At 71.5% G+C, this 22,131-nt stretch carries 28 protein-coding genes and 1 pseudogene; 19 read left to right on the top strand and 10 right to left on the bottom strand.

The features are described 5' to 3' along the window. The first annotated feature begins 14 nt into the window (after nucleotides 1-14). From fdxA to O7543_RS28160, 7 genes are read left to right on the top strand one after another with little or no spacing between them, the layout of a single operon-like run. Nucleotides 15-329: a ferredoxin gene (gene fdxA, locus O7543_RS28130; RefSeq protein WP_278170791.1), complete on the top strand. Its 315-nt coding sequence runs from the start codon at nucleotides 15-17 to the stop codon at nucleotides 327-329. Further along, nucleotides 326-1,306 (top strand): NAD(P)/FAD-dependent oxidoreductase, encoded by a 981-nt coding sequence (locus tag O7543_RS28135; protein ID WP_281551092.1) that lies wholly within the window; start codon nucleotides 326-328, stop codon nucleotides 1,304-1,306. The genes fdxA and O7543_RS28135 overlap by 4 nt, the downstream gene beginning before the upstream one ends. Next, nucleotides 1,303-2,211, top strand: a complete 909-nt coding sequence (locus O7543_RS28140) for a fumarylacetoacetate hydrolase family protein (protein ID WP_281551091.1) — start codon at nucleotides 1,303-1,305, stop codon at nucleotides 2,209-2,211. Before O7543_RS28135 ends, O7543_RS28140 begins: the two co-directional genes overlap by 4 nt. After that, nucleotides 2,208-3,395 carry a TatD family hydrolase gene (locus O7543_RS28145; protein ID WP_281551090.1) on the top strand — a complete coding sequence of 396 codons (1,188 nt, stop codon included), beginning with the start codon at nucleotides 2,208-2,210 and terminating at the stop codon, nucleotides 3,393-3,395. Before O7543_RS28140 ends, O7543_RS28145 begins: the two co-directional genes overlap by 4 nt. Before the next feature lie 11 nt (nucleotides 3,396-3,406). Further along, on the top strand, nucleotides 3,407-4,204 hold the full coding sequence (locus O7543_RS28150; protein ID WP_281551089.1) for an aldolase/citrate lyase family protein: 798 nt from the start codon (nucleotides 3,407-3,409) through the stop codon (nucleotides 4,202-4,204). Nucleotides 4,205-4,229: 25 nt separating this feature from the next. Continuing rightward, nucleotides 4,230-4,607 carry a cupin domain-containing protein gene (locus tag O7543_RS28155; protein ID WP_281551088.1) on the top strand — a complete coding sequence of 126 codons (378 nt, stop codon included), beginning with the start codon at nucleotides 4,230-4,232 and terminating at the stop codon, nucleotides 4,605-4,607. Nucleotides 4,608-4,611: 4 nt separating this feature from the next. Further along, a complete protein-coding gene (locus O7543_RS28160) occupies nucleotides 4,612-5,523 on the top strand; it encodes a ribokinase (protein WP_281551087.1) in 912 nt (303 codons plus the stop codon). Here O7543_RS28160 and O7543_RS28165 read toward each other — a convergent pair. After that, on the bottom strand, nucleotides 5,520-5,975 hold the full coding sequence (locus tag O7543_RS28165; protein ID WP_348650050.1) for a CehA/McbA family metallohydrolase: 456 nt from the start codon (nucleotides 5,973-5,975) through the stop codon (nucleotides 5,520-5,522). The two genes, O7543_RS28160 and O7543_RS28165, sit on opposite strands and share 4 nt — an antisense overlap. 146 nt (nucleotides 5,976-6,121) lie before the next feature. Further along, entirely contained in the window at nucleotides 6,122-7,228 is a 1,107-nt protein-coding gene (locus tag O7543_RS28170; protein WP_281551086.1) for an acetamidase/formamidase family protein, read from the bottom strand. A gap of 275 nt (nucleotides 7,229-7,503) precedes the next feature. Here O7543_RS28170 and O7543_RS28175 point away from each other — a divergent pair, with 275 nt between their 5' ends. From O7543_RS28175 to O7543_RS28200, 6 genes are all read left to right on the top strand, one after another. Beyond that, nucleotides 7,504-8,931, top strand: a complete 1,428-nt coding sequence (locus tag O7543_RS28175) for an aromatic ring-hydroxylating dioxygenase subunit alpha (RefSeq protein WP_281551085.1) — start codon at nucleotides 7,504-7,506, stop codon at nucleotides 8,929-8,931. Nucleotides 8,932-8,935: 4 nt separating this feature from the next. After that, entirely contained in the window at nucleotides 8,936-9,457 is a 522-nt protein-coding gene (locus O7543_RS28180; protein ID WP_281551084.1) for an aromatic-ring-hydroxylating dioxygenase subunit beta, read from the top strand. A gap of 14 nt (nucleotides 9,458-9,471) precedes the next feature. Next, a complete protein-coding gene (locus O7543_RS28185) occupies nucleotides 9,472-9,777 on the top strand; it encodes a Dabb family protein (RefSeq protein WP_123603083.1) in 306 nt (101 codons plus the stop codon). Nucleotides 9,778-9,798: 21 nt separating this feature from the next. Next, nucleotides 9,799-10,692, top strand: coding sequence for a VOC family protein (locus O7543_RS28190; protein WP_281551083.1), 894 nt, complete (start codon nucleotides 9,799-9,801; stop codon nucleotides 10,690-10,692). Between the two features lie 223 nt (nucleotides 10,693-10,915). After that, a complete protein-coding gene (locus O7543_RS28195) occupies nucleotides 10,916-11,689 on the top strand; it encodes a helix-turn-helix transcriptional regulator (protein ID WP_281551082.1) in 774 nt (257 codons plus the stop codon). Beyond that, nucleotides 11,676-11,876: a DUF397 domain-containing protein gene (locus tag O7543_RS28200; protein WP_281551081.1), complete on the top strand. Its 201-nt coding sequence runs from the start codon at nucleotides 11,676-11,678 to the stop codon at nucleotides 11,874-11,876. Before O7543_RS28195 ends, O7543_RS28200 begins: the two co-directional genes overlap by 14 nt. Before the next feature lie 410 nt (nucleotides 11,877-12,286). Here the strand turns inward: O7543_RS28200 and O7543_RS28205 are convergent, their stop codons facing one another. Together O7543_RS28205 and O7543_RS28210 are read right to left on the bottom strand one after the other, a co-directional pair. Next, on the bottom strand, nucleotides 12,287-13,345 hold the full coding sequence (locus tag O7543_RS28205; protein ID WP_281551080.1) for a serine hydrolase domain-containing protein: 1,059 nt from the start codon (nucleotides 13,343-13,345) through the stop codon (nucleotides 12,287-12,289). Between the two features lie 82 nt (nucleotides 13,346-13,427). After that, nucleotides 13,428-13,595, bottom strand: a complete 168-nt coding sequence (locus O7543_RS28210; RefSeq protein ID WP_281551079.1) for a hypothetical protein — start codon at nucleotides 13,593-13,595, stop codon at nucleotides 13,428-13,430. A gap of 244 nt (nucleotides 13,596-13,839) precedes the next feature. Between O7543_RS28210 and O7543_RS28215 the strand changes: the two genes are divergently transcribed. Next, on the top strand, nucleotides 13,840-14,160 hold the full coding sequence (locus O7543_RS28215; RefSeq protein ID WP_281551078.1) for an SDR family NAD(P)-dependent oxidoreductase: 321 nt from the start codon (nucleotides 13,840-13,842) through the stop codon (nucleotides 14,158-14,160). Between the two features lie 121 nt (nucleotides 14,161-14,281). Then, a complete protein-coding gene (locus O7543_RS28220) occupies nucleotides 14,282-14,479 on the top strand; it encodes a hypothetical protein (RefSeq protein WP_281551077.1) in 198 nt (65 codons plus the stop codon). 59 nt (nucleotides 14,480-14,538) lie between these two features. On the opposite strand, the gene O7543_RS28225 is transcribed toward O7543_RS28220, so the two are convergent. After that, nucleotides 14,539-14,787, bottom strand: a complete 249-nt coding sequence (locus O7543_RS28225) for a hypothetical protein (RefSeq protein ID WP_233606003.1) — start codon at nucleotides 14,785-14,787, stop codon at nucleotides 14,539-14,541. Nucleotides 14,788-15,032: 245 nt separating this feature from the next. Between O7543_RS28225 and O7543_RS28230 the strand changes: the two genes are divergently transcribed. From O7543_RS28230 to egtD, 4 genes are all read left to right on the top strand, one after another. After that, a complete protein-coding gene (locus O7543_RS28230; protein WP_281551076.1) occupies nucleotides 15,033-16,361 on the top strand; it encodes a glutamate-cysteine ligase family protein in 1,329 nt (442 codons plus the stop codon). Between the two features lie 71 nt (nucleotides 16,362-16,432). Then, entirely contained in the window at nucleotides 16,433-17,722 is a 1,290-nt protein-coding gene (egtB, locus tag O7543_RS28235; protein WP_281555670.1) for an ergothioneine biosynthesis protein EgtB, read from the top strand. Next, entirely contained in the window at nucleotides 17,722-18,474 is a 753-nt protein-coding gene (gene egtC, locus O7543_RS28240) for an ergothioneine biosynthesis protein EgtC (RefSeq protein ID WP_281551075.1), read from the top strand. Before egtB ends, egtC begins: the two co-directional genes overlap by 1 nt. Continuing rightward, on the top strand, nucleotides 18,459-19,415 hold the full coding sequence (egtD, locus tag O7543_RS28245) for an L-histidine N(alpha)-methyltransferase (protein WP_281555669.1): 957 nt from the start codon (nucleotides 18,459-18,461) through the stop codon (nucleotides 19,413-19,415). The genes egtC and egtD overlap by 16 nt, the downstream gene beginning before the upstream one ends. Here the strand turns inward: egtD and O7543_RS28250 are convergent. The 5 genes and pseudogenes from O7543_RS28250 to O7543_RS28270 all read right to left on the bottom strand — a co-directional run bounded on the left by O7543_RS28250 (nucleotide 19,393) and on the right by O7543_RS28270 (nucleotide 22,125). Continuing rightward, a pseudogene (locus O7543_RS28250) lies at nucleotides 19,393-20,175 on the bottom strand (amino acid ABC transporter ATP-binding protein). The gene egtD and the pseudogene O7543_RS28250 sit on opposite strands and share 23 nt — an antisense overlap. Beyond that, on the bottom strand, nucleotides 20,172-20,807 hold the full coding sequence (locus tag O7543_RS28255; RefSeq protein WP_281551074.1) for an ABC transporter permease subunit: 636 nt from the start codon (nucleotides 20,805-20,807) through the stop codon (nucleotides 20,172-20,174). The pseudogene O7543_RS28250 and the gene O7543_RS28255 overlap by 4 nt, the downstream one beginning before the upstream one ends. Then, the gene (locus tag O7543_RS28260; protein WP_348650052.1) at nucleotides 20,801-21,301 is read right to left on the bottom strand and encodes an ABC transporter substrate-binding protein; all 501 of its coding nucleotides are present in this window, start codon (nucleotides 21,299-21,301) and stop codon (nucleotides 20,801-20,803) included. The genes O7543_RS28255 and O7543_RS28260 overlap by 7 nt, the downstream gene beginning before the upstream one ends. 279 nt (nucleotides 21,302-21,580) lie before the next feature. After that, nucleotides 21,581-21,994: a rhodanese-like domain-containing protein gene (locus O7543_RS28265; protein ID WP_281551073.1), complete on the bottom strand. Its 414-nt coding sequence runs from the start codon at nucleotides 21,992-21,994 to the stop codon at nucleotides 21,581-21,583. Next, nucleotides 21,991-22,125, bottom strand: a complete 135-nt coding sequence (locus tag O7543_RS28270) for a hypothetical protein (RefSeq protein ID WP_281551072.1) — start codon at nucleotides 22,123-22,125, stop codon at nucleotides 21,991-21,993. Before O7543_RS28270 ends, O7543_RS28265 begins: the two co-directional genes overlap by 4 nt. Between the last annotated feature and the right edge of the window lie 6 nt (nucleotides 22,126-22,131).

Consider the following 22,131-nt stretch of genomic DNA (forward strand, 5'->3'; position numbering starts at 1 on the left):
ATGCGGGAGGACCGATGACCTACGTGGTCACCGACGAATGCGTGGACGTACAGGACCGCTCCTGCGTCGAGGAATGCCCCGTGGACTGCATCTACGAGGGCGACCGGATGATGTACATCAACCCCGACGAGTGCGTCGAGTGCGGCCGGTGCGAACCGGTCTGCCCGGTCACCTCGATCTTCCACCTGGACGACCTGCCGGCCGACCAGGCACACTTCGGCCCGATCAACGCCGAGTTCTTCAGCGAGCTCGGCGCCCCCGGCGGTGCCCGCAAGATCGGCCGGGTCGGTCGCGACCACCCGGCCGTCGCCGGGAGCACCGGCTCATGACCGCCGAACACGACGTCGACCTGGCTGTCATCGGCGCCGGCCCGGCCGGCCTCTACGCCGCCTACTACGCCGGCTTCCGTGGGATGACCGTGGCGATCATCGACTCGCTGCCCGAACCGGGCGGACAGATCGCTGCCCTCTACCCGGAGAAGGACATCTACGACATCGCCGGCCTACCGTCGATCAAAGGCCAGCAGCTCGTCGACGACCTGCTCACCCAGGCCGCCACCGCCAAACCCACCTTCCTGCTGGGCGAGAGCGCCGTGGAGCTGACCAACGCCGCCGACCACGTGCAGCTCGGCACCGACACCGGCAGCCGGGTGCGCGCCAAGGCGGTCCTGCTGACCGCCGGGATCGGCACCTTCACCCCGCGCGAGCTGCCGGTCGGCAGCGACTACCTCGGCCGTGGGCTGCGCTACTTCGTGCCCCGGCTGGAGGAACTCGCCGGACAGCAGGTCGTCGTGGTCGGCGGCGGCGACTCCGCCGTCGACTGGGCGCTCGCCCTGGAGCCGTACGCCGCCAGCGTCACCCTGGTGCACCGCCGGCCGCAGTTCCGCGCCCACGAACGCAGCGTCGAGCAGCTGCACGCGTCGAGCGTGCGGGTGGTCACCCCGTACGAGGTCAGCGGCATCGCCGGCGACCCACAGCTCACCTCGGTCACGATCAGCGAGGTACGCGGCGACGGGCGCGAGGAGCTGCCCGCCCAGGCGGTGGTGGCCGCCCTCGGCTTCATCGCCGACCTCGGCCCGATGCAGCAGTGGGGGCTGGAGATGACCAAACGGCACATCACCGTCGACCGGTCGATGCGTACCAACCTGCCCCGGGTCTACGCCGCCGGGGACGTCACCGACTACCCGGGCAAGGTGCGGCTGATCTCGGTCGGCTTCGGTGAGGCCGCCGCCGCCGTCAACAACCTGGCACCGCTGGTCAACCCGGCGCTGAGCACCGTGCCCGGCCACTCGTCGGACGCCGCGTGAGCGCCCCCGGACTGCAGCTGCTGGCCACCCGGCACGGGCTGGCCCGGATCTGTGGCGACGGCACCGCCGAACTGCTCGACCTGCCGTACCGCGACGTCGCCGACCTCCTGCGCGCCGGCACCGGGCTCGACCCCGCGGCGACCGCACCCACACGTGAGCGGCTGCCGCTGGACACCCTCACCGCTGAGCTGGTCGCCCCGCTGGGCAGCACCCGGGCGGTCTGGGGAGTCGGCCTCAACTACCACTGCAAGGCCCGCGCCGCCGGCCGGGCACTGCCCACCGAACCGGTGCTCTACCTCAAGTCGGCCAGCGCCGGCTCCGGTCCGGACGCCACCGTGGCGCTGCCCAGCTCGATCAGCGCCCAGCCTGACTACGAAGGCGAGATCGCGCTGGTCATCGGGGCCCGGATGCACCGTACGCCGGCCGAGCAGGCCTGGTCGCACGTCGCGGCCATCACCGCCGCCAACGACCTGACCGCCCGCGACGTGATGACCGCGTCGGGCAACCCGACGCTGGCCAAGAGCTTCCCCGGCTTCGGCGCGCTGGGCACGTCGGTGCTGGACATCGCCGCCGTCGCCGACCGCGACGCCATCGAGGTGCGGACCACCGTCAACGGCGAGGTACGCCAGCAGGCCACCAGCGCCGACCTGATCTTCCCGGTGCCGCAGCTGCTCGCCTGGATCACCCGGTACGTGGTGCTGGAACCGGGCGACGTGGTGCTCACCGGCACCCCGGCCGGCACCGGCCAGGACCGGGGCTGCTTCCTGCGTCCCGGTGACCTGGTCGAGGTCTCGGTCGGCGGGGTGCTGCCGCTGCGTACCCGGTTCTGCGCCGAAACCGCCGACGGCACCCCCGACGTGGTGGCACCGTCCTCTCCTTCGCACAGAAAGTCCGCTGACCGATGACTGAGAATGCTCCCCGGTACGACCTGGTGCTGGCCGGTGGTGAGGTCTTCGACTCCACCACCGGTGCCAGCCAGGTCGCCGACGTCGCGGTGACCGGCGACCGGATCGCCCGGATCGCCCCCGGCCTGGCCGCCGACGCCCGCGAGGTGGTCGACTGCGCCGGCCGGTACGTGCTGCCCGGCCTGGTCGAGGGACACACCCACATCTTCGCCGAGGTGTCCAAGGTCGGTGCCCCGCCGGACGAGGCGCACCTGCACCGGGGCGTCGTCGCCGCCTGCGACGCCGGCACCGTCGGCGCCTCCACCTTCGCCGCCTTCGAGCGGTACGTCGCCGCCCCGGCCAAGCTGCGGCTGGTCAACTTCCTCAACGTCAGCGTGCTCGGGCTGATCGACTTCCGGTTCGGCGAGCTGATGAACCCGGACACCCTGGTCCCCGAGGACGCGCTCGCGGTCGCCGCCGCCAACCCGCACCGGGTCCGCGGCTTCAAGATCCGGCTCTCCGAGGACGTCGTCGGGCACAACTGGCGGCCGCTGCTCAAGCGTTCGCTGGAGCTGTCCGCCGAGGCCGGCCTGCCGCTGATGATCCACATCGGGGAGACCCCGGAGCCGTTGCCGGCCGTACTGGAGATGCTGCGCCCCGGCGACGTGGTCGCGCACTGCTACACCGGCAAGCCGTACGGCATCCTGGCCGACGGCACGGTGCTGCCCGAGGTGTACGCCGCCCGTGAGCGCGGTGTGCTGTTCGAGTCGGCGCACGGCAAGAGCAACCTCAGCTTCAAGGTGGCCGAACCGGCGATCGCACAGGGCTTCTACCCCGACGTGATCACCTCGGACACCTCGGCCCGCAACTGGCGCGGCCCGGTGTTCGACCTGGTCACGAGCATGGCCAAGCTACGCGCGCTGGGCATGACCATGGAGCAGATCGTGCCCCGGGTGACCAGCGCCCCGGCCCGGCTGACCGGCCTGGACGCCGAAGGCTACGGCAGCCTCGTCGAAGGCGGCCCGGCGCACGTCACCGTGCTCGCCGACGCAGACGAGGCGGTGCTGCCCGACGCGGCCGGCAACCAGATCACCGCGCCCCGGCTGGAGCCGGAAGTGGTGCTGCTCGCCGGCGAGCGGGTGCCGACCGTACCGTGGCGCGGCCTGCCCACCGACCAGGCCGGTGCCGCCGGCCGGGCCAGCTGAGGACCGACCCGATGCGCACCGGGGTGCACACCGGCCGGGCCGCGCTGCGTGAGCGGCTGCGGCGCGGCCGGCGGGTGGTCGGCACCTTCCTGAAACTGCCCGGCACCGACGCGGTCGAGCTGGCCGCCCAGGCCGGCCTCGACTTCGTCGTGGTCGACCTGGAGCACTCCGGGTTGGACGAGCGGACCGCCGCCGGGCAGCTGCGGCACGCCGCACTGCTCGGCCTGCCGGCCCTGGTACGGCTGGCAGCGGTCGACCCGGCGCAGGTCAACCGGCTGCTGGAGGCCGGAGCCGCCGGGGTGCAGCTGTCCACCGTCCGCGCCCGTGCGCAGCTCGCCGCGCTGCACACCGCCGTGCGGTACGCGCCGACCGGCCGGCGCAGCATCAGCCTCGCCCACCCGGCCGCCAGCTACGGGGCCGCCGGGCTGGACGCCTACCTGGCCGCCGAGGCCGCCGACCCGCCGCTGCTGGTCGCCCAGATCGAGACCGCCGACACCGACGACCCGCTACCCGACCTGCTTGCCAGCCCGGACGGCAACTCCAGCGTCGACGTGGCGTTCGCCGGCACCACCGACCTGGCCGTCAGCCTCGGCCTGGCCACCACCGACGACCAGGCGCCGCTGCTGCGCCGGGTCGGTGAGATCGCCGACGCTGCCCGCGTCGCCGGGGTCACCCTGGGTGGGTGGGCGCCGGGCCGGGCCGACGGCATTCTGCGCCGGTACGGGCTGACCGGCGCCAACTACCTGGTCGCCGGCTCCGACCTGCAGCTGCTCGGCGCCGGCCTGCGCCACCTCGCCACCGACAATTGAGCCAGCCCTCGAAGGGAGCCCGGACGTGCTGAACCCGCAGCTCTACCGCACCTCGGTCAACTGGGACGACATCCCCGCCACTGACGTGCGCCCCGGCGTGCGACGCAAGGTGTACGCCACCGACGAGGTGGTCCTCGCCTGGCATGAACTCGCCGTCGGCATGGCGCTCAACCCGCACACCCACGACGACTTCGACCAGCTGGTGATGATCCTCGGCGGGCGGTGCAACTACTACGTCGACGGTGTACCGCACGACATGAGCGCGGGTTCGATGCTGCTGGTGCCGCGCGGCGCCGAGCACTACATCGAGCCGACCGAGGGCCCGTGCATCAACCTGGACGTGTTCGCCCCGCCGCGCCCCGACTTCCTGGCGCATGCCTGGCGTCCCGCCGCTCAGGGGTGAGCCGATGACTGACATTGTGGTGGTGGGCAGCCTCAACGTCGACGTGGTGGTGCCCCTCGACGAGCTGCCCGCCGCCGGGCAGACGGTGCTCAGCGCCGCCGACCATTCCCGGGCCGGTGGCGGCAAGGGCGCCAACCAGGCGGTGGCCGCCGCCCGACTGGGCCGGTCGGTGGCCATGGTCGGCGCGGTCGGCGAAGACCCCGAGGGGGAGTGGCTGACCGGGCTGCTGGCCGCCGAGGGCGTCGACACCTCGGCGGTGCTGCGCGCACCCCGCCCCACCGGGCAGGCGATCGTGCTGGTCACCGCCGACGGCGACAGCACCATCGCGGTCAGCTCCGGGGCCAACATGTGGCTCGCCCCGGAGCACCTGCGGCCGTACGCAGACCTGATCGGCGACGCTGCGGCCGTACTGCTGCAGCAGGAGGTCGACGCGGCGGTGGTGGCCGCGGTGGTGGCCGCCGCCCGCGGCCTGGTCGTGGTGAACCCGGCCCCGGCCCGGCCGATCGACGCGGAAACCCTGGCCCGGGTCGACGTGCTGGTGCCCAACCGGGGTGAACTCGCGGCGCTGGCCGGTGCGGCCGTGCCGGCCGGTGGCGGGACCGGCGATGTCGCCGCGCTCGCCACGATGGCCCGGTCGCTGGGTACCCGGGGGCCGGTGGTGGTGACCCTCGGCGTCGACGGTGCCCTGGTAGTGACCGCCGACCGGGAGCATCTGGTGCCGGCCGAGCGGGTCGACGCGGTGGACGCCACCGGTGCCGGGGACACGTTCTGCGCGGCGCTGGCCGACGCGCTGCTCGACGGTGCGGCGATCGAAGACGCGGCCCGCTGGGCGAGCCGGGCGGCGGCGGTGACAGTGACCCGGCCCGGCGCGATGGCCAGCGCCCCGCGCCGGGCGGAGGTGCTCACCGTCGGCTAGCTGGCCAGACCCGGTCGGTCGTCGGCGGCCCGCCGCCCGTCGGCGCGGGGTGGTCGGCACAGCGCGAGGATGACTCCGGCGACGCGCAGTCCACCGGCCCGGTGCACTTCGTCGAGCTGTCGGCCGATCCGGTCGTCGCCGTCGCTGTTGTCGTTGCCGTACCGCCAGTCGACGAGGTGACCGGGTGGCAGGCCGAGGGCCAGCCAGTGCCCGGTACGGGTGACGACCTCCTGGCCGCAGATCACCAGCAGGTCGCCGGCGCCGTCGACCCAGTCGGCGTACCCATCGGTCGTGTTGTGCTCGGTGACGGCGACGAAGTCGAGCCCGGCCGCGCGGGCGGCGGCGGTCAGCTGGGCCGGGGTCAGCTCACCGCCGGTCGACCGCACCGAGTGCAGGTGGCAGTCGCCCCGGTACCACCTGGCTGCCGCTCGCGGTGCTGACGCTCGACGCACCCCGGTGATCCTGCCAGACTGCGGTTGCTCAAGATCATGTGAGCGTTATGTACGCCACAATCGCATCGTGACGTCCATAGCGCTCACATGATCTTGGGAAGGGGCCGCTCGGCGGAGTGCCGAGGTGCCGCGATGTGGCGGCGGGGTCAGATCTGGGCGGGGAAGTCGGCCTTGCGGATCAGGCAGTGCACACCCTTGACCGCGTCGACGACCTGACTGACCTCGAAGTCGGCGGCGGCGCTCAGGTAGGCCAGGGCGGTGTCGCGGGGCATTCCCTGGGTGCGGGCCAGGAAGTCGACCGCGGCCCGGACTGCCCGGCGCATCGCCTCGTTCAGGTCGGCGTCCAGGCCGACCGGGATCCAGTGGGTGTCGGTCTCGGCCAGCGGGGCCTCGCCGGCACCGACCAGAAGGGCGGCCTGCGCCGCCGGGATCACACTCAGCCGCAGAGTGGCCCGCAGCGGCGCCTCCAGGGCGGTCAGCGCCACCTCGCCGTCGCCCTGGGCGTAGTGCGGGTCACCGGCGTAGAAGCCGGCACCGGGCAGCTGCACCGGCAGGTAGAGGCTGGAGCCGACCTGCAGTTCGTTGATGTCCAGGTTGCCGCCGTGCCCGCCGGGCGGCACCGAGTGCACCATCTCGTCGGTGTCGACGGCGACGCCCATCAGGCCGAGGAACGGGGCGAGGGGGAACCGGGCGGCCCGGCCGGCGCCGAACGGCAGTACGCCGTACAGCCGGCCGCCGCTGGAGACGACCTCGGTGAAGTGGCAGACGCTGCCGTAGGCGCGCGGGTCGCTGTCGGGCCCGGTGTCGACCGGGGTGAGCGGGAACTCGCCGGGCAGCGCGCCGTAGCCGTGCCGGCTGCTGACGAAGCCGTACGGGGCCCGGATCGTCAGGTCGAGCACGTCGACCCGGAGCAGGTCGCCGGGCTGTGCGCCGTCGACGGTGATCGGGCCGGTGACCACGTGCGGGCCGTCGTCGTCGTAGTCGTGGGCGACGTCGGAGGCGGCCAGGTCGCGGGCGTCGGCGAGGACGCCGTCGGCGGGTACGTCGTACTGCTTGAGGTAGCCGACCGGGTCGCGGCCCTGGTCTTCGAGGATGCCTTCGTGGCTGAGGGTGTCGATGGTCACGGTCTCACCGGAGCGGACCCGCAGCACCGGGGCGTGGCTGCGGTTGGGCAGCCGGCCCCACAGGCAGGTGTCGGGCGTGGTCGGCAGGTAGTGGGCGCCGGCGATCGGTCCCTGGTGCGGCTGGAGCATCGCTTCCTCCGGAAGGGGTACCCGGCCGGCGGGCGCAGAGGCGCGCGGCGGTGCGTGCCGCTGGCGGGCCGGGTGATGGGTGGATGACCGGATCGTTTCCGCCGAACCCGCAGGAACATGTTGCTGTCCTGTTAACAGTGAGTAACCCGATCACGGAAAATGCCCTGCTCTTGACAGGTGGAGGGCTCTGATAGCAGCATCGGAGAGCGAGACACTGTCTCGCATGACGTAGCACCGCCGAGGTGGGCGGACGGGACGAAAGAGGGCGGTGGGTGATGACGCAGCAGACGCCGGTGCGACCGCTCGGCGGAGCCGACGGTGGCGCGCTGATCGACGAGGACTGGGAGGCGATGCGCTTCCGGGTGCACCGCTCGGCGTACCGCGACCCGGGCGTGTTCCGCGACGAGATCGCGAGGATCTGGGGCCACACCTGGCTGTACCTCGGCCACGAGACCGAGATCCCCAACGCCGGCGACTTCAAGACCCGCACCCTCGGCGGCCGTCCGCTGATCTTCTGCCGCGACTCCGCCGGCGAGGTCAAGGTCTTCCTCAACGCCTGCACCCACCGCGGCACCATCCTGTGCCGGCACAACGAGGGCAACACCAAGTTCTTCCAGTGCTTCTACCACGCCTGGGCGTTCAGCAACTCCGGTGACCTGGCCGCGCTGCCCGGCGACGAGAGCTACCCCGACGACCCCGGCTTCCGCGAGTCGATGCGGCTGCGCCAGGTGCCCCGGCTGCAGATCCACGAGGGCTTCGTCTTCATCGCGTTCGACCCCGACGTGCCCGACCTGCTCACCCACCTCGGTCCGGCCGCGCACTACATGTCGCTGACCGCCAAGATCGGCGAGCATGGCATGCAGACCCTGCCCGGCGTGCAGCTCTACAGCGTCAAGGGCAACTGGAAACTCGCCGTCGAGAACGCCATGGACGGCTACCACTTCGCGCCCACCCACAACACCTTCGTCGGCTACCTGCGGGAGACCGGGTTCGCGGTCACCGACGACGACCAGTACGCATACGACCTCGGCGGCGGACACGGGCTGCTGGTGCTCACCGGCCACAACGGCCGGATCGGCATGGTCTGGGAGCCGCGCTTCGGCGACGAGGAGAAGGCCCGTACCGTCGCCAAGCGCAACGAGATGATCGCCCGGCTCGGGCCGGAGCTCGCCGCCGAGATCGCCGACGCCAGCCGGATCCTCTTCGTCTTCCCCAACCTGCTGCTGTTCGACCTGGAAGCGCTCACCATCCGCCAGCTTGAACCGGTCGCCCCGGACCGTACCGACGTGCGGGCCTGGCAGTTCGTCGAGACCGGTGAGCCGGAGTCGGTGCGCGCGCTGCGGATCAGGACCATGGTCAGCTTCGTCGGCCCCGGCGGCCTGGCCACCCCGGACGACATCGAGGCGTACGAGGCGGTGCAGCGCGGCATCGTCGCCACCGCCGACTCTGCCGACCCCGCCCACGACTGGTCCGACATGTCGCGCGGCATGGCCAACGAGAAGCAGGGCAACCAGGGCCGCTCCATCGACGAGGGTGCGATGCGCAGCTTCTGGCGACACTGGGCCGACCGGGTCGGGGCGGCCACCGCCGTCGCAGGCGACCCGCCGGCCGACCCCGGCGCACCCGGCCCGTCCGCCGTCCTCGCGGCCGGATCCGCAGACACCAGCGGCTCCGCCGCGCCCACCGCCAGCGGGAAGGAGTGACCCGATGTCCTCGACGACCAGCGGAGCAGTGCTCAACGTCGGCGCCCGCGAAGTGACCCGGGCGCAGGTGGAGGACTTCCTCTACCGGGAGGCGCAACTGCTCGACGAGTGGCGCCTCGACGAGTGGTTCACCATGTTCGAGCCGGACGGCCGGATGGAGGTGCCGACCACCGACTGGGCCGGCTGGGACGCCACCACCGCCGGATTCTTCGTCTGCGACGACTACGACCTGATCCGGGCCCGGGTGAAGCGGCTCAAGAGCCGCAAGGCGCACGCCGAGAACCCGCACTCGCGTACCCACCGGATGGTCTCCAACGTGATCCTGCTGGAGGCCGGCGCGGAGACGGTGTGGATCAGCGCCAACTTCCTCATCCACCGCTACCGCGACGGCGGCGCCTACACCTACGTGGGCCGCTACGAGCACGTGCTCAAGGTCGACGACGACGGGCTGCGTTTCCGGGTCCGCCGCTCCATCCCGGTGATGGAGTCGATGGATCCCGGCGCCCGGCTCAGCTTCATCCTGTAGCGGGGGCCGCCGTCGTGATCACCCACATGTTGGCGTTCAAGTTCCGCGACGACCTGCCGCCCGGCGTCGCCGAGTCGGTCCTCGCCGAGCTGGACACCTTCCCGACCAAGTACCCGGCGATGCGCAACTGGCGCAGCGGGGTCAACGTCAGCACCCGGGACACCACCATGACGCACGGCTTCGTCGTGGAGTTCGCCACCGAGCAGGACCTGCTCGACTACCTGCACAGCGAGTCGCACGAGCGGTTCGTCCGGGAACGCTGGCGTCCGGTCGTGCAACGCCAGGTCATCGTCAGCCTCCCCACCGCCGGGGACGCGTAACTCACCATGAAGGGGTCGCAGATGTCCACCGAGGCCGCCACCCGCCGTCGCGGGCCCTACGGCATGGAGTACGCCCGGATCGAGGTGCCGGATCTGGCCGCCTCCATCGAGTTCCTGCAGTACCACGTCGGGCTGCAGTTGGAGCAGCACGACGACGAGTACGCGTTCCTGCGCGCCGACATCGAACACCACAGCATCGAGCTGATCGCGGCACCGCACCGTACCGAGTCGTGGACCACCGCGGTCGGGTTCAGCGTCGAGTCCGACGAGGTCCTCGACGATCTGCGGGAGCGGGTCGTCGCCGCCGGCCACGAGGTGCTCGAACTGCACGAGCGGATGAAGGGCCTGTGCCAGCGCGGATTCGCCGTACGCGACCCCAACGGGCTGATCGTCGAACTGTTCACCGAGTTCGTCGAGTACGCCGAACCGCCGTTGATCGAGCTTCGTCCGGTGGACCTGGTGCACCCGTTCCTGGCCACCGACAAGTACGAGGAGTCACTCGACTTCTACACCAAGGTCCTCGGCTTCCTGCCCAGCGACTACGTCGGCGACGTGACCGTCTTCCTACGCTGCGAGGACCGCTATCACCACAGCCTGGCGTTGCAGCGCAACAAGGAGTTCTACGTCGCGCATCTGTGCTTCAAGATGAAGAGCTTCGACCACGTGATGCGTGGCCGGGCGCGGGCGCAGTACAAGAAGGTGCCGATCGCCTCCGACCTGGTCAACCACTCGGCGTCGACGTCGATCGCGTTCTACATGCACGACCCGAAGCACGGGCCGCGCTACGAGCTGTGTGACCGCCACCGGGTGTTCACCCCGGAGGAGCACGCCACGCACCGGGCCCGGCGGATGGCCGTCGACCCGCGCAACATCGACGTGTGGCGGCCGGCCGCCGACGACTGGGGCCGTTTCTGACCGTCGTCGTTCGAAAAGGTGAACGACCCTCGGGAATCTTCCCCCCGGGGGTCGTTTCTCGTGGCGCGACGGCATCTGCTTGTTGATCAATTCGGCGGCTGGAATTTCTGCACAGCCAAGGAACCTGCACGAGTTTCTGTTCCATCCTGGACTATCTGTCCGGATCAGTGCAAGATGGCCCCCGGTGGACAACCACCACATCACGAAACCGGGGTGATCCAACGTGAGTGAACTCAGCGTCGAGATCCGGCGACTTCGCATCGCGGGAGGGATGAATCAGGGCCAGCTTGGCGCCGCGCTGCGGGTGTCCAAGTCGCTCATCGCGGGATTCGAGTCGGGGCGGCACATTCCGCAAGCCGACACCGCCACCAACCTGGACCGGGTGTTCGGCACCGATGACAAGTTCGCCAAGTTGTCGGCGGAGGCGCGGGAGGACCGGTACCCGTGGATGCGTCCGTGGGTCGAGCACGAGCGTCGGGCACTGCTGCTGCGCAGCTACGAGCCGCTGCTCGTCCCCGGACTGCTCCAGTCCGAGGGCTACATGCGGGCGGTGTTGGCGACCTCCACGATGAACGACGGGCGCGTCGATGAGCTGGTGCGCACCCGGCTGGAGCGGCAGGCCGCGACGCTCGGCCGGGACAACCCGGTGGTGATCTCAGCCATCGTCAATGAGTTCGCCCTCAGCCGTGGCCCCCGCGAGGTGATGACGAAGCAACTGGGCCACCTGGTGGACCTCGGCCACCGGCCGTCGGTCAAAATCCGGGTGCTGCCGGACGACGCCGGGCTGCACCTCGGTCTCGGCGGCGCGTTCGTGCTGGCCAACCTGCCGGACGGCCGGCGCTGCGGCTACCTGGACAACCAGTTGAAGGGCACCGTGGTGTCCGGCCATGGCGATGTGACCGAGCTGGAACTAGCCTGGGAATCCGTGGACGGACTCGCGCTGCCGGTGGTGCAGTCCCGGGATCTGATGCTGAGGATGCTCGATGAGCGCAAGTGAACCGCGCTGGCGGAAGTCCAGCCGATCGGCCAACGGCGGGAACAGCTGCGTCGAGGTGGCCGACAACCTTCCCGGTCGGGTCCTGGTGCGCGACACCAAGGACCGTGCCGGCGGTACGTTGACCTTCGGCCCGGCCGCCTGGTCGGCGTTCGTCGCGTCGACCAAGGACACCACCGCCACCCCCTGACCCGCATCCGGTAACGCCTTCGGAACCCCGGCCACCCGTACGCTGTGGCCGGGGTTCCTTCGATGCTCTGGTGAGGTTCTTGACTCTGCACGAGAGCTCGTTCCAGGACATCGTTCATCGGGTTGCGGGCCCGACGTCGAGGACCAGCCGGGTACCGTTCAACTATCAACCCGAAGCTGACCACGTCGTGCGCTGCCATCGCTGTCTTCCCTTCCGGTTGTCCGCTGTGCTCACTGCTAAGTGGCGGCAGCACAACCCGGCGTGAAGCCCGGCAGGCTGGTTCGACGTCGAGGTGAGGCTGGCGCACGTCAAGTGCGCGAGATGAGGTGTCTCAGCCTCACCTCGATGTAGTGCCCCTGCCTTGGCGTCCGGAACTGCCGCGTACCGCGCGCTGCCCGCAGCCGGATGCCTCAGGCCTGCGGCATCGATTCGTCGAACAGCCGGACCAGCGGCCAGATGGTGTCCTCGCCGACGCCGAGCATGGCCAGCGTGATGCCGTCGCCCGCGCCGTGGCCGGGGTAGTGCCGCAGCAACGCGCTGACGCCGAAGTTCACGCCCACCTTCCCGTAGTAGCGGACCCGGCCGTCGGCGTCGGTCCTGAACTCCAGCCCGTACCCGTTGCGCCGGTTGCCCTCCGCCTGCGCGTACGGGACGAGCATCGCCGCGGTCGACTCCGGTCCCAGCAGCCGGCCCTCGACCAGTGCCCGGTGGAACGCGGTGAGGTCGCCGACCGTCGTGTACGCGCCGCCGGCCGGGTCGCCGACCGGCGGGTACGAGAAGATGTTGCGCCGCCAGCCGGTGATCGTGCCGTCGGCGTCGCGGATCGCCTCCACGCCTTCGGCGACGTCGGGTGCGACGACGTCCATGCGCAGGAACGCCGACCGGCTCATGCCGGCGGGCTCGAAGACGTTGGCGTGCACGTACTCGCGGTAGGAGCCGCCGGTGGCCCGCTCGACCATGAGGCCGAGCAGGATGTACCCGACGTTGCAGTACCGGCAGCCCTCGCCCGGCGCGAACCTCGGCGGTTTGTCGACGAAGTGCGGCAGGTGGTGGGCGGTCTCGGTGAACGCGTACGTCGGCTCGTCGACGAACAGGTCCTCGTACCGTTCACCGTCCGACTCGTCGGCGTCGTCGGCAATCCCGGACGTGTGGGTGAGCAGGTGGTACGCGGTGACGTCCGGCGAGATCGTGGTACCGGTGAGCCCGAGGTACTCGACCGCCGAGGTCTCCAGCGTGAACGCGCCGCGCTCGATCTGCTGGAGTACGGCGACGGCGGTGAACAGCTTCGTGACCGACGCGGTGTCGAACCTGGTGTCCAGGGTGCACGGTGTACGGCAGGCCCGGTTGGCGTTGCCGTACGCGCCGGCCAGCAGCCGTTGGTCTCCCAACGTCACCAGGACCGAGCCGGTGAACTCGTCATTCGCGGCGCGTTCGCCGAGTGCGGCGGAGAACAGTGCGAGGTCGGGCACGGTGGTGAGCATCGCAGCCGGCAGAACCGTGCCGCCACCGAAAATTGCCGGCGGGCGGGCGCCACGGCGTACGGCGGTCTGCTCAGCCGGTTTCGGTGGTGAGGGTGAGCAGGTTCCCGCGTACCTTTTCGAGCAGCTCGACCAGCGTCGCTCGCTGATCGTTCGCCATTCCGGCGGTCGCAGTTTCGGCGAGGGTGCGCCAGGCCGCTTCGATCTGCGAAACGCCGGTCCGGCCCTTGTCGGTCAGCACGATCCGGGTGAGGCGCCGGTCGCCCGGTACGGATTCCCGGACGAAACCAGCCGCCGTGTTCGAGACGACTGAGGCTGCGGGTCACCGTCGGCTGCTCCACGCCGAGCCGGGCGGCGACCTCGGAGACCGTCAGGCGGTCGGGCTCCTGCCCGAGAATCCACAGTAGGACGTCCTGCCCCGGGTGCAGCGAACGGCTCGATCCTGATTCATAGTCGGCTAACCTGTAGTCGGCTATGGAGTGGTGATGGAAACCGGTCTGTTGAACAAGGTTGCCCTGGTCACCGGCGCTTCCGGCGCCATCGGCAGGGCCGCCGCCCGGCATCTGGCCGCCGAAGGCGCCGCCGTGGCGGTGTCCTGGCACACCAACCGCGCCGCCGCGATGGAGGTCGTCGACGCCATCGCCCAGGCAGGCGGCGACGCCTGCGCCGTCGGGCTGGACCACGGCGACCTCGCCGCCGTGCAGGGCGTCGTCGAGCAGATCACCACCCGACCCGGGCCGATATCCGTGCTGATCGCCAACGCCGTACAGTGGCCCGCTTCGGGCGGCCGCGAACTTGTGCGCTGACCCGCCCGTACGGACCCCAGGAGCCTTCGCGGATCGCGGGGGATCTCTTGACCTCGTCTCCGCCTGCCCGACCTGACCACCCTGTGGATGCCGGCGGTGTCATAGGCCAACATTGTTGTCTATGACGGTGTTGCCGCTGGTGCTGATCTCCGCCGAGGATCTTGAATCGCTGGAGGCCACCATCGAACTGCTCTCCGACCCGACCGCCATGGCGCGGATAGCGGCGGCAGACGACGCTCTCGCCAGGGGCGAGAGCACCAGCGCCGAGGAGATGGCACTGCTCATGGCGCAACGGCGGGCTCGTGAACAGGCCGAATGAGGAGACGGACCCCGACGACAAGCCTCGACCACCGTGCGGCAGCGCTGATCGGGCTGGCGTCACGCCGCGTCGGTGTCCAGGCTCGGCACGTCCAGCCCGGCGTCGCGGAGCGCGTCGGCCCGCTCGTCGCGGGTCGACTCCTCCCGGGCCAGCAGCGCCGCGTACTCGGCGATCACCGCCGGGTCGGGGACCGCGCCGACCCGGTCCAGGAACCGGGCGGTCTGAGTGGTCGCGTCGGCGTGGGCGTGCGCGGCCCGGGCCGCCCGCATCACCACCTGGTCATCGTCGATCCTTGCCCCGTCGGTCACGTTGGCTCCCCTCCGGTCGGCACCGACCCTGCCGGTACCCCGTCCGGCGGCGATCACACCCCGGGTGACGCGAATCCCACCCCCGGTGACCCGAATCCGCAGGTGACCGCCGGGTTGCGGAATGGGGAACGTCGCCCGCCGCCGGGCCCGCGGACCGCCGGTGTCTCGGCAAATGTCGGACGGTGACGATACGGTAGCGAAGATCGATCGCTACCCGCGATCGATCGTTCACTGGAGGAGACGCGATGACCAAAGCTCCCCATCCACCATCCGCCCATCCGCCCGACGTGCTACCGGTGGCCGCCGAGTCTGCGACGTCGGCCGGTCCGAGCAGCGTGGCCGACGTCCCGGCCGGTACCGCCATCACCGACCCGACCGCCGCCGCCGGCTACATCACCCGGATCTGCTTCAAGACCGGCCCACCCCGACGGATCGGCGTCGAACTCGAATGGACCGTTCACTACCGAGACCACCCCGCCAGACCGCTCGACCCCGCCGACCTCGCGACTGCCCTCGGTGACCACGCCCCGCGGACACTACGCCCCACCAGCCCGCACGACCCGCTTCCACAGGGCGGACTGGTAACGGTCGAACCCGGCGGGCAGGTGGAGATCTCCACCCCGCCGACGGAATCCCTCACCACATTGCACCGGGCCGCGTCGGCCGACGTCGTCGCGCTGACCCGCCGACTCGACCGGGCCGGCCTGCTGCTCGGCCGGACCGGATGCGATCCGTACCGGCCGCCCCGGCAGATCCTGCGCAACCGCCGCTACACGGCGATGGCGGCGGCTTTCGCCCGGCAGGGTCAGGCCGGTGCCGACATGATGTGCGGCACAGCTGGCCTGCAGGTCTGCCTGGACACCGGCAGCGAACGGCAGCTCTCCCTCCGTTGGTCGGCCGCGCACCTGCTCGGTCCGCCGCTGCTCGCCCTGTTCGCCAACTCGCCGTCGCGGGCCGGCCGGCGCACCGGCTGGGTGTCGAGCCGGATGGCGACCTGGCTGACCCTCGACCCGGTCCGCACCGCCGCACCGGCCGATCCGACCGCCAACATGCGGCCGTCCGATCCGGTCGCCGACTGGACCCGGCGGGTGCTGGACACGCCACCGCTGTTCGTCGACGAGCCCACCGGCTGGCGGCTGCCGGGGCCGGCGACCTTCGGCGAATGGATCCTCACCGGCACGCCCCGACCGCCGACCTACGCCGACCTCGACCTGCATCTGAGCACCATGTTTCCGCCGGTCCGCCCACGTGGCTACCTGGAGCTGCGCTACCTCGACGCGCAGCCGGGCGGCGAGTGGATCGTCCCGGCGGCGGTGCTGGCCGCGCTGTTCGCCCGCGACGAGACGCTGCGGACCGCGACGTCGACGGTGATGGACGCGGCCGACCGCTGGCTGCCCGCCGCCCGCGACGGGCTAGCCGATCCGGTTGTCGCGTCGGCCGCCCACTCGCTGGCCGAGCTGGCCTGCGAACGCCTGACCGACACCGGCCTGCCCGACGAGACAACCAGCACCGTGGTGCGCGCCCTGCGCCGACGGCTGCACCAGCGAACCCACCCCTGGGGAGGTACCAGGTGACCGAGACAGCCCACGACCCGACCCGCCAGACGCCGACCACACACGAGCCACCTTCGGCGGCCGCGTCCGACCTGCGTACCGCGCTCGCCGCCGACCTCGACCGGGCCCGGCGGCGCAGCCGCGCCCTGACCGACCCGGTCGACGACGACGACCTCGTTCGGCAGCACTCCCGGCTGATGTCGCCCCTGGTCTGGGACCTGGCGCACATCGGCAACCAGGAGGAGCTGTGGCTGGTCCGCGACGTCGGCGGCCGGGAGCCGGTCCGTGCCGACATCGACCACCTCTACGACGCGTTCAAACACGCCCGCGCCGACCGTCCGGCGTTGCCGCTGCTGGCCCCGGCCGAGGCACGCGCGTACACCCGTACCGTCCGGGACAAGGTCCTCGACCTGCTCGACACGGTGACGTTCGACGGCCGCCGGCTGGTCGAGCAGGGCTTCGCGTTCGGCATGATCGTGCAGCACGAGCAGCAGCACGACGAGACGATGCTCGCCACCCACCAGCTGCGGGCCGGCCCGCCGGTGCTCAGCGGTGCGCCGACGCCGCCGGCGCCGGCCGGAGGCGTCGACGGTGAGGCGCTGATCCCCGGCGGACCGTTCACCATGGGCACCTCCACCGAGCCGTGGGCGCTGGACAACGAACGCCCGGCGCACACCGTCGACGTACCGGCCTTCTTCATCGACCGCGCGCCGGTCAGCAACTCCCGGTACCAGCAGTTCATCGACGACGGCGGCTACCACGACGAGCGGTGGTGGAGCGCCGAGGGCTGGGCCCACCGGCTGCAGGCCCGGCTCAGCGGACCGGCGCACTGGCACGGCGACGGCAGCTACACCCGGTTCGGCCGGCGGTCGGCGATCGTGTCCGACGAGCCGGTGGTGCACGTGGGCTGGTACGAGGCGCAGGCGTACGCCAGTTGGGCCGGCCGCCGGCTGCCCACCGAAGCCGAGTGGGAGAAGGCGGCCCGGTTCGACCCGGTTACCGGCCGGTCCCGCCGCTACCCGTGGGGCGACGACGACCCCGGCCCCGAGCACGCCAACCTGGGCCAGCGGCACCTGCACCCGGCACCGGTCGGCGCCTACCCGGCCGGCGCGTCACCGGCCGGCGTGCACCAGCTGATCGGCGACGTGTGGGAGTGGACCGGCACCTGGTTCACCGGCTATCCCGGCTTCGCCGCGTTCCCGTACCGCGAATACTCGGAGGTCTTCTTCGGCCGCGACTACCGGGTGCTGCGCGGCGGCTCGTTCGGCACCGACCGCTCCGCCTGCCGGGGCACCTTCCGCAACTGGGACTACCCGATCCGGCGGCAGATCTTCAGCGGTTTCCGGACCGCCCGTGACCCGTACCCCGGCGAGACCGCCTAGTGTGCCGCCACCAGCTCTACCTGGGCCCGCCGGTCAGCCTGACGCAGCTGCTGGTCGAGCCGCCGTACGGCCTGTACCGCCAGTCCTGGGCACCCCGGGACATGCGCGGCGGCGGCACGGTCAACGTCGACGGTTTCGGCATCGGCTGGTACACCCCGTCCGGCCCGGTCCGCTACCGGCGGTCCGGGCCGGTCTGGGCCGATCCCGGCCTGGTCGAGCTGGGTCGGGCCACCACCGCCGGCGCGGTGCTGGCTGCGGTCCGCTCGGCGACCCCCGGGATGCCGTTCGGCGAGACGGCCTGCGCGCCGTTCACTGACGGGCGCTGGCTGTTCAGCCACAACGGGGTGGTGGCCGGGTGGCCGGACAGCGTCGCCGAGCTGGCCGCCACCCTGCCGGTGACCGACCTGCTCACCCTCGACGCGCCGACCGACTCGGCGCTGCTGTGGGCGCTGCTGCGGCACCGGCTGCGAGCCGGCGTCGACCCGGGCACGGCGATCACCGACACCGTCACCGGCGTCCTGGCCGCCGCCCCGGCGTCCCGGCTCAACCTGCTGCTCACCGACGGCGAACGGGCCTGGGCCAGCGCCGTCGGCCATTCCCTGTCCGTCCTCGCCGGGCCGGAGCGGATGATCATCGCCTCCGAACCGTCCGACGACGACCCGGCCTGGCACCCGGTCGCCGACCGCCGGCTCGTCGTCGCCGACCGGCACACCTACACCGTGGAGGATCTGTGCGGATCGACATCGAGCTGACCGACGCCGACCAGCGGCACGCGCTGCGGACCGACGCCCACGCCGGACTCACCGCCGACCCGAAATGGCTGCCCCCGAAGTGGTTCTACGACAAGTACGGCAGCGAACTGTTCGAACGCATCACCACCCTGCCGGAGTACTACCCGACCCGGGCCGAGCGGGCCGCGCTGGCCGCCCACGCCGACGATATCGCCGCCGTCACCCGGGCCCGGACCTTGGTCGAGCTCGGCTCCGGTTCGTCGGAGAAGACCCGGCTGCTGCTCGACGCGCTGCGCCGGCAGGGCAGCCTCGACCTGTTCGTGCCGCTGGACGTCTCCGAGGCGGCACTGCGCGACGCCGCCACCGCCATCGACCGGGACTACCCGGGGCTGCCGGTCCACGCGGTCGTCGGCGACTTCACCCGTCACCTCGGCCGGATCCCGACCGGCGACGACCGGCTCGTCGCGTTCCTCGGCGGCACCATCGGCAACCTGGTGCCGGACGAGCGGGCCGAGTTCCTGGCCGAGCTGCACGGGGCGCTCGGCACCGGCGGCTGGCTGCTGCTCGGCACCGACCTGGTCAAGGACCCGGCCACCCTGGTCGCCGCCTACGACGACAGCCAGGGGGTGACCGGCGAGTTCAACCGCAACGTGCTGCATGTACTGAACCAGCAGCTCGGTGCCGACTTCGACCCGGCGGCGTTCCGGCACGTCGCACTGTGGGACACCGAGCGGGAGTGGATCGAGATGCGGCTGCGTGCCGAGCGGGACATGCGGGTGCACGTGGCCGATCTCAACCTGCCGGTGAGCTTCACCGCCGGCGAGGAGCTGCGGACCGAGGTGTCGGCGAAGTTCCGCCGGGCCGGGGTGACCGCCGAGCTGGCCGCCGCCGGTTTCGAGTTGACCCACTGGTGGACCGACCCGGCCGGCCGGTTCGCGATCAGCCTGTCCCGGTGCCGGTGACCCTGCGCAGGAACTGTTGGGTACGCGGGTGCTCGGGGTCGCCGAGCACCCGCTGCGGCGGCCCCTGCTCGCAGATGGCGCCGTCGGCCAGGAAGCAGACCCGGTCGGCGACCTCCCGGGCGAGGCCCATCTCGTGGGTGGCGATCAGCATCGTCATCTACCCGTCGTTCTTCAGCTCCCGGATCAGGGCCAGCACCTCGCCGACGAGTTCCGGGTCCAGCGCCGAGGTGACCTCGTCGAGCAGCAGCAGCCGGGGCGCGTTGATCAGGGTCCGGGCGATCGCCGCCCGCTGCTGCTGGCCGCCGGAGAGCCGGTCCGGGTACTGCCTCGCCTGATCGGCCAGCCCGACCCGGTCCAGCAGCTCCATCGCCCGCCGCTCGGCCCGAGCCCGAGGGAGCCGGTGCACCCTGCGCGGTGCCAGTGTGACGTTGTCCAGCACGGTCAGATGCGGGAAGAGGTTGTACGACTGGAACACCAACCCGATCCGTTGACGTACCTGGTCGGGGTCGACCCGTGGGTCGGTGATGTCCCGACCGTCCAGGTGGATCGTGCCGTCGTCGACGGTCTCCAGCAGGTTGACCGTCCGCAGCAGGGTCGACTTGCCGGAGCCGCTGCCGCCGATCACCGCGACCACCTCGTGCTCGGCCACGTCGAGGCTCAGGTCGCGCAGCACGACCCGGTCGCCGAAGACCTTGCGGACCCCGGCGCAGGCCAACACCGGTGGCACGCCGTGCCGGCCGGCGTCCGCCGCCGGCGTCATGCCGCGCCGGCCCAGGTCTGCCGCCGGGCGGCCCGCAACGTCACCCAGTCGGTCACCGCCACCAGCGGGATCGCCATCAGGATGAACAGCACCCCGGCCACCACGTACGGGGTGAAGTTGTAGCTGGTGGCGGTCTCGATCTGGGCGGCGCGGATCGCGTCGACCGGGCCGGCCAGGGAGATCAGCCCGACGTCCTTCTGCAGCGCCACCAAATCGTTGAGCAGCGGCGGCGCGACCCGCCGGACCGCCTGCGGCAGCACCACATGCCGCATCGTCTGCGCGTGGCTGAGCCCCAGCGACCGGGCGGCGGCCCGCTGCGCCGGGTGCACCGATTCGATGCCGGCCCGGAACACGTGCGTGTAGGAGGTCGCGGCGGCCCGCAGCGGAAAGAACACCGCCGGGCGCAGGGTGCGGGCGAGCGCGATCGCCAACCCCAGCGCCAGCGCCCCGACGGCGCAGAACACCAGCGTCCGTACGTTGAGCCAGAGCCCGCGCAGCACCGCCGGTAGTGCCTGCGTCGCCACGGCCGGGTCGAAGAACGACTGCTGGACCCGGGGCCAGCCGGGGGAGTTCGCGACCGCCGTCACCAGCAGGGCACCGAGCACGGCCGTGGAACCGGCGGCGATCAGCACCGACCGGACGCTCTGCCGTTGCGCAGCGCTGCCTTGGCGTCGTCGTTGTTGTTGAACACGGCCGGCTCGGCCGCCGGGGCCACCACCTCGGTGATCGCCCGGAAGCTGGTCGTGCCGACCTGGGCGCCGAGCTTGACGTCGCGCAGGTCGGCCAGGGTCGTCGCGGCGGCGGCCGGCGTCCCGTCCAGCGCGATCACCGCCTGGGTGACGTCGTAGTACGGGCTGGAGAAGTCGACCGCCGACCGGCGCTGCTCGGTGATGGAGAACTGGTTGATGTCGACGTCGAAGTCCTTCGGCCCGGGTGCGATGGCGTTGTTGAACGGCACCCGCACCCAGCTGACCTTGTCCGGTTCGTAGCCCAGCTGGTTGGCCACGGCGTACGCCACCGCGCTTTCGAAGCCGGCGCCGCTCTCCGGGGCGTCGTCGACGAACCACGGCGGGTACGCCGGCTGGTCGGTGCCGACGGTCAACGTCCCGGCGACGAGGGTGTCCAACTGCTGCGGGTCGCATACGGCCGGGGCCGGCGGGTCCTCCGGTTACGGCGAGCAGCCGGCGACAGCCACCAGGACCGACACCGTGCCCAGTAGACCCATCTTCCGACGGGACATGCTCATGAGGCTCCTTGACGATCGGGCCGCGGTGCTCTCGCCGGGCCGGCCGGCCTACATTCGATCAGCCGTCGGCCCGGCGATCAATGGTCGTTGCCCGCATCCCGGTGGTACCTGGGCGCCACCGGCGGAGGGCACTGTGGTCCGATGGCGGTGGAGGGAGTCTTACCGGTGCGGGTTGACCACCGGTAGCCCGGCGGCCTGCCAGGCGGCGAAACCACCGGTCAGGTCGGTGGCCCGGGCTAAACCGATGTCCTGGAGCGAGGCGGCCGCCAACGAGGAGGCGTACCCCTCCTGACAGAAGATGATCGGCCACAGTCGCAGGTCGTCGGCGAGGTCGATCCGGGCCGCGCTACGGGGGTCGAGCCGCCATTCCAGCACGTTGCGTTCGATCACGAGCGCGTCGCGGATCTCCCCGAACTCCGCGCGTTGGGCGATCGGCCGGATGTCGACCAGCATCGCTCGACCTTCGCGCTGGGCCTGCCGGGCAACGACCGGGTTGACCCGGTCCAACCGTTCGCGTACCTGGTCGAGTAGCCGGTCGATGCCGGGTCCGGGCCGTTCGGGCGGCCGGGTCACCACTTGGCTCCGGGCCGGTCCGCAGCCAGCAGCTGCAGCCCGGACGAGTCGCCGTGGTCGTGCGGATGAACGGCTCGTCGCGTATCGGCCGCCAGGTGGTCGGCTCGCGTCTCGGTGGTGATGGTGATCATGCTACC

Origin of the sequence: Solwaraspora sp. WMMA2080, from assembly GCF_027497395.1 — a bacterium.
GTDB lineage: Bacteria > Actinomycetota > Actinomycetes > Mycobacteriales > Micromonosporaceae > Micromonospora_E.

Bases quoted from the DNA above. Each gene is read 5' to 3' on its own strand.
- O7543_RS28150 (WP_281551089.1), top strand. From the start codon at position 3,407: ATGCGCACCGGGGTGCACACCGGCCGGGCCGCGCTGCGTGAGCGGCTG.
- O7543_RS28200 (WP_281551081.1), top strand. From the start codon at position 11,676: ATGAGCGCAAGTGAACCGCGCTGGCGGAAGTCCAGCCGATCGGCCAAC.
- O7543_RS28175 (WP_281551085.1), top strand. From the start codon at position 7,504: ATGACGCAGCAGACGCCGGTGCGACCGCTCGGCGGAGCCGACGGTGGC.
- O7543_RS28170 (WP_281551086.1), bottom strand. From the start codon at position 7,228: ATGCTCCAGCCGCACCAGGGACCGATCGCCGGCGCCCACTACCTGCCG.
- O7543_RS28160 (WP_281551087.1), top strand. From the start codon at position 4,612: ATGACTGACATTGTGGTGGTGGGCAGCCTCAACGTCGACGTGGTGGTG.
- O7543_RS28220 (WP_281551077.1), top strand. From the start codon at position 14,282: ATGACGGTGTTGCCGCTGGTGCTGATCTCCGCCGAGGATCTTGAATCG.
- O7543_RS28270 (WP_281551072.1), bottom strand. From the start codon at position 22,125: ATGATCACCATCACCACCGAGACGCGAGCCGACCACCTGGCGGCCGAT.
- O7543_RS28180 (WP_281551084.1), top strand. From the start codon at position 8,936: ATGTCCTCGACGACCAGCGGAGCAGTGCTCAACGTCGGCGCCCGCGAA.
- O7543_RS28230 (WP_281551076.1), top strand. From the start codon at position 15,033: ATGACCAAAGCTCCCCATCCACCATCCGCCCATCCGCCCGACGTGCTA.
- O7543_RS28145 (WP_281551090.1), top strand. From the start codon at position 2,208: ATGACTGAGAATGCTCCCCGGTACGACCTGGTGCTGGCCGGTGGTGAG.
- O7543_RS28215 (WP_281551078.1), top strand. From the start codon at position 13,840: ATGGAAACCGGTCTGTTGAACAAGGTTGCCCTGGTCACCGGCGCTTCC.
- fdxA (WP_278170791.1), top strand. From the start codon at position 15: ATGACCTACGTGGTCACCGACGAATGCGTGGACGTACAGGACCGCTCC.
- O7543_RS28135 (WP_281551092.1), top strand. From the start codon at position 326: ATGACCGCCGAACACGACGTCGACCTGGCTGTCATCGGCGCCGGCCCG.
- O7543_RS28190 (WP_281551083.1), top strand. From the start codon at position 9,799: ATGTCCACCGAGGCCGCCACCCGCCGTCGCGGGCCCTACGGCATGGAG.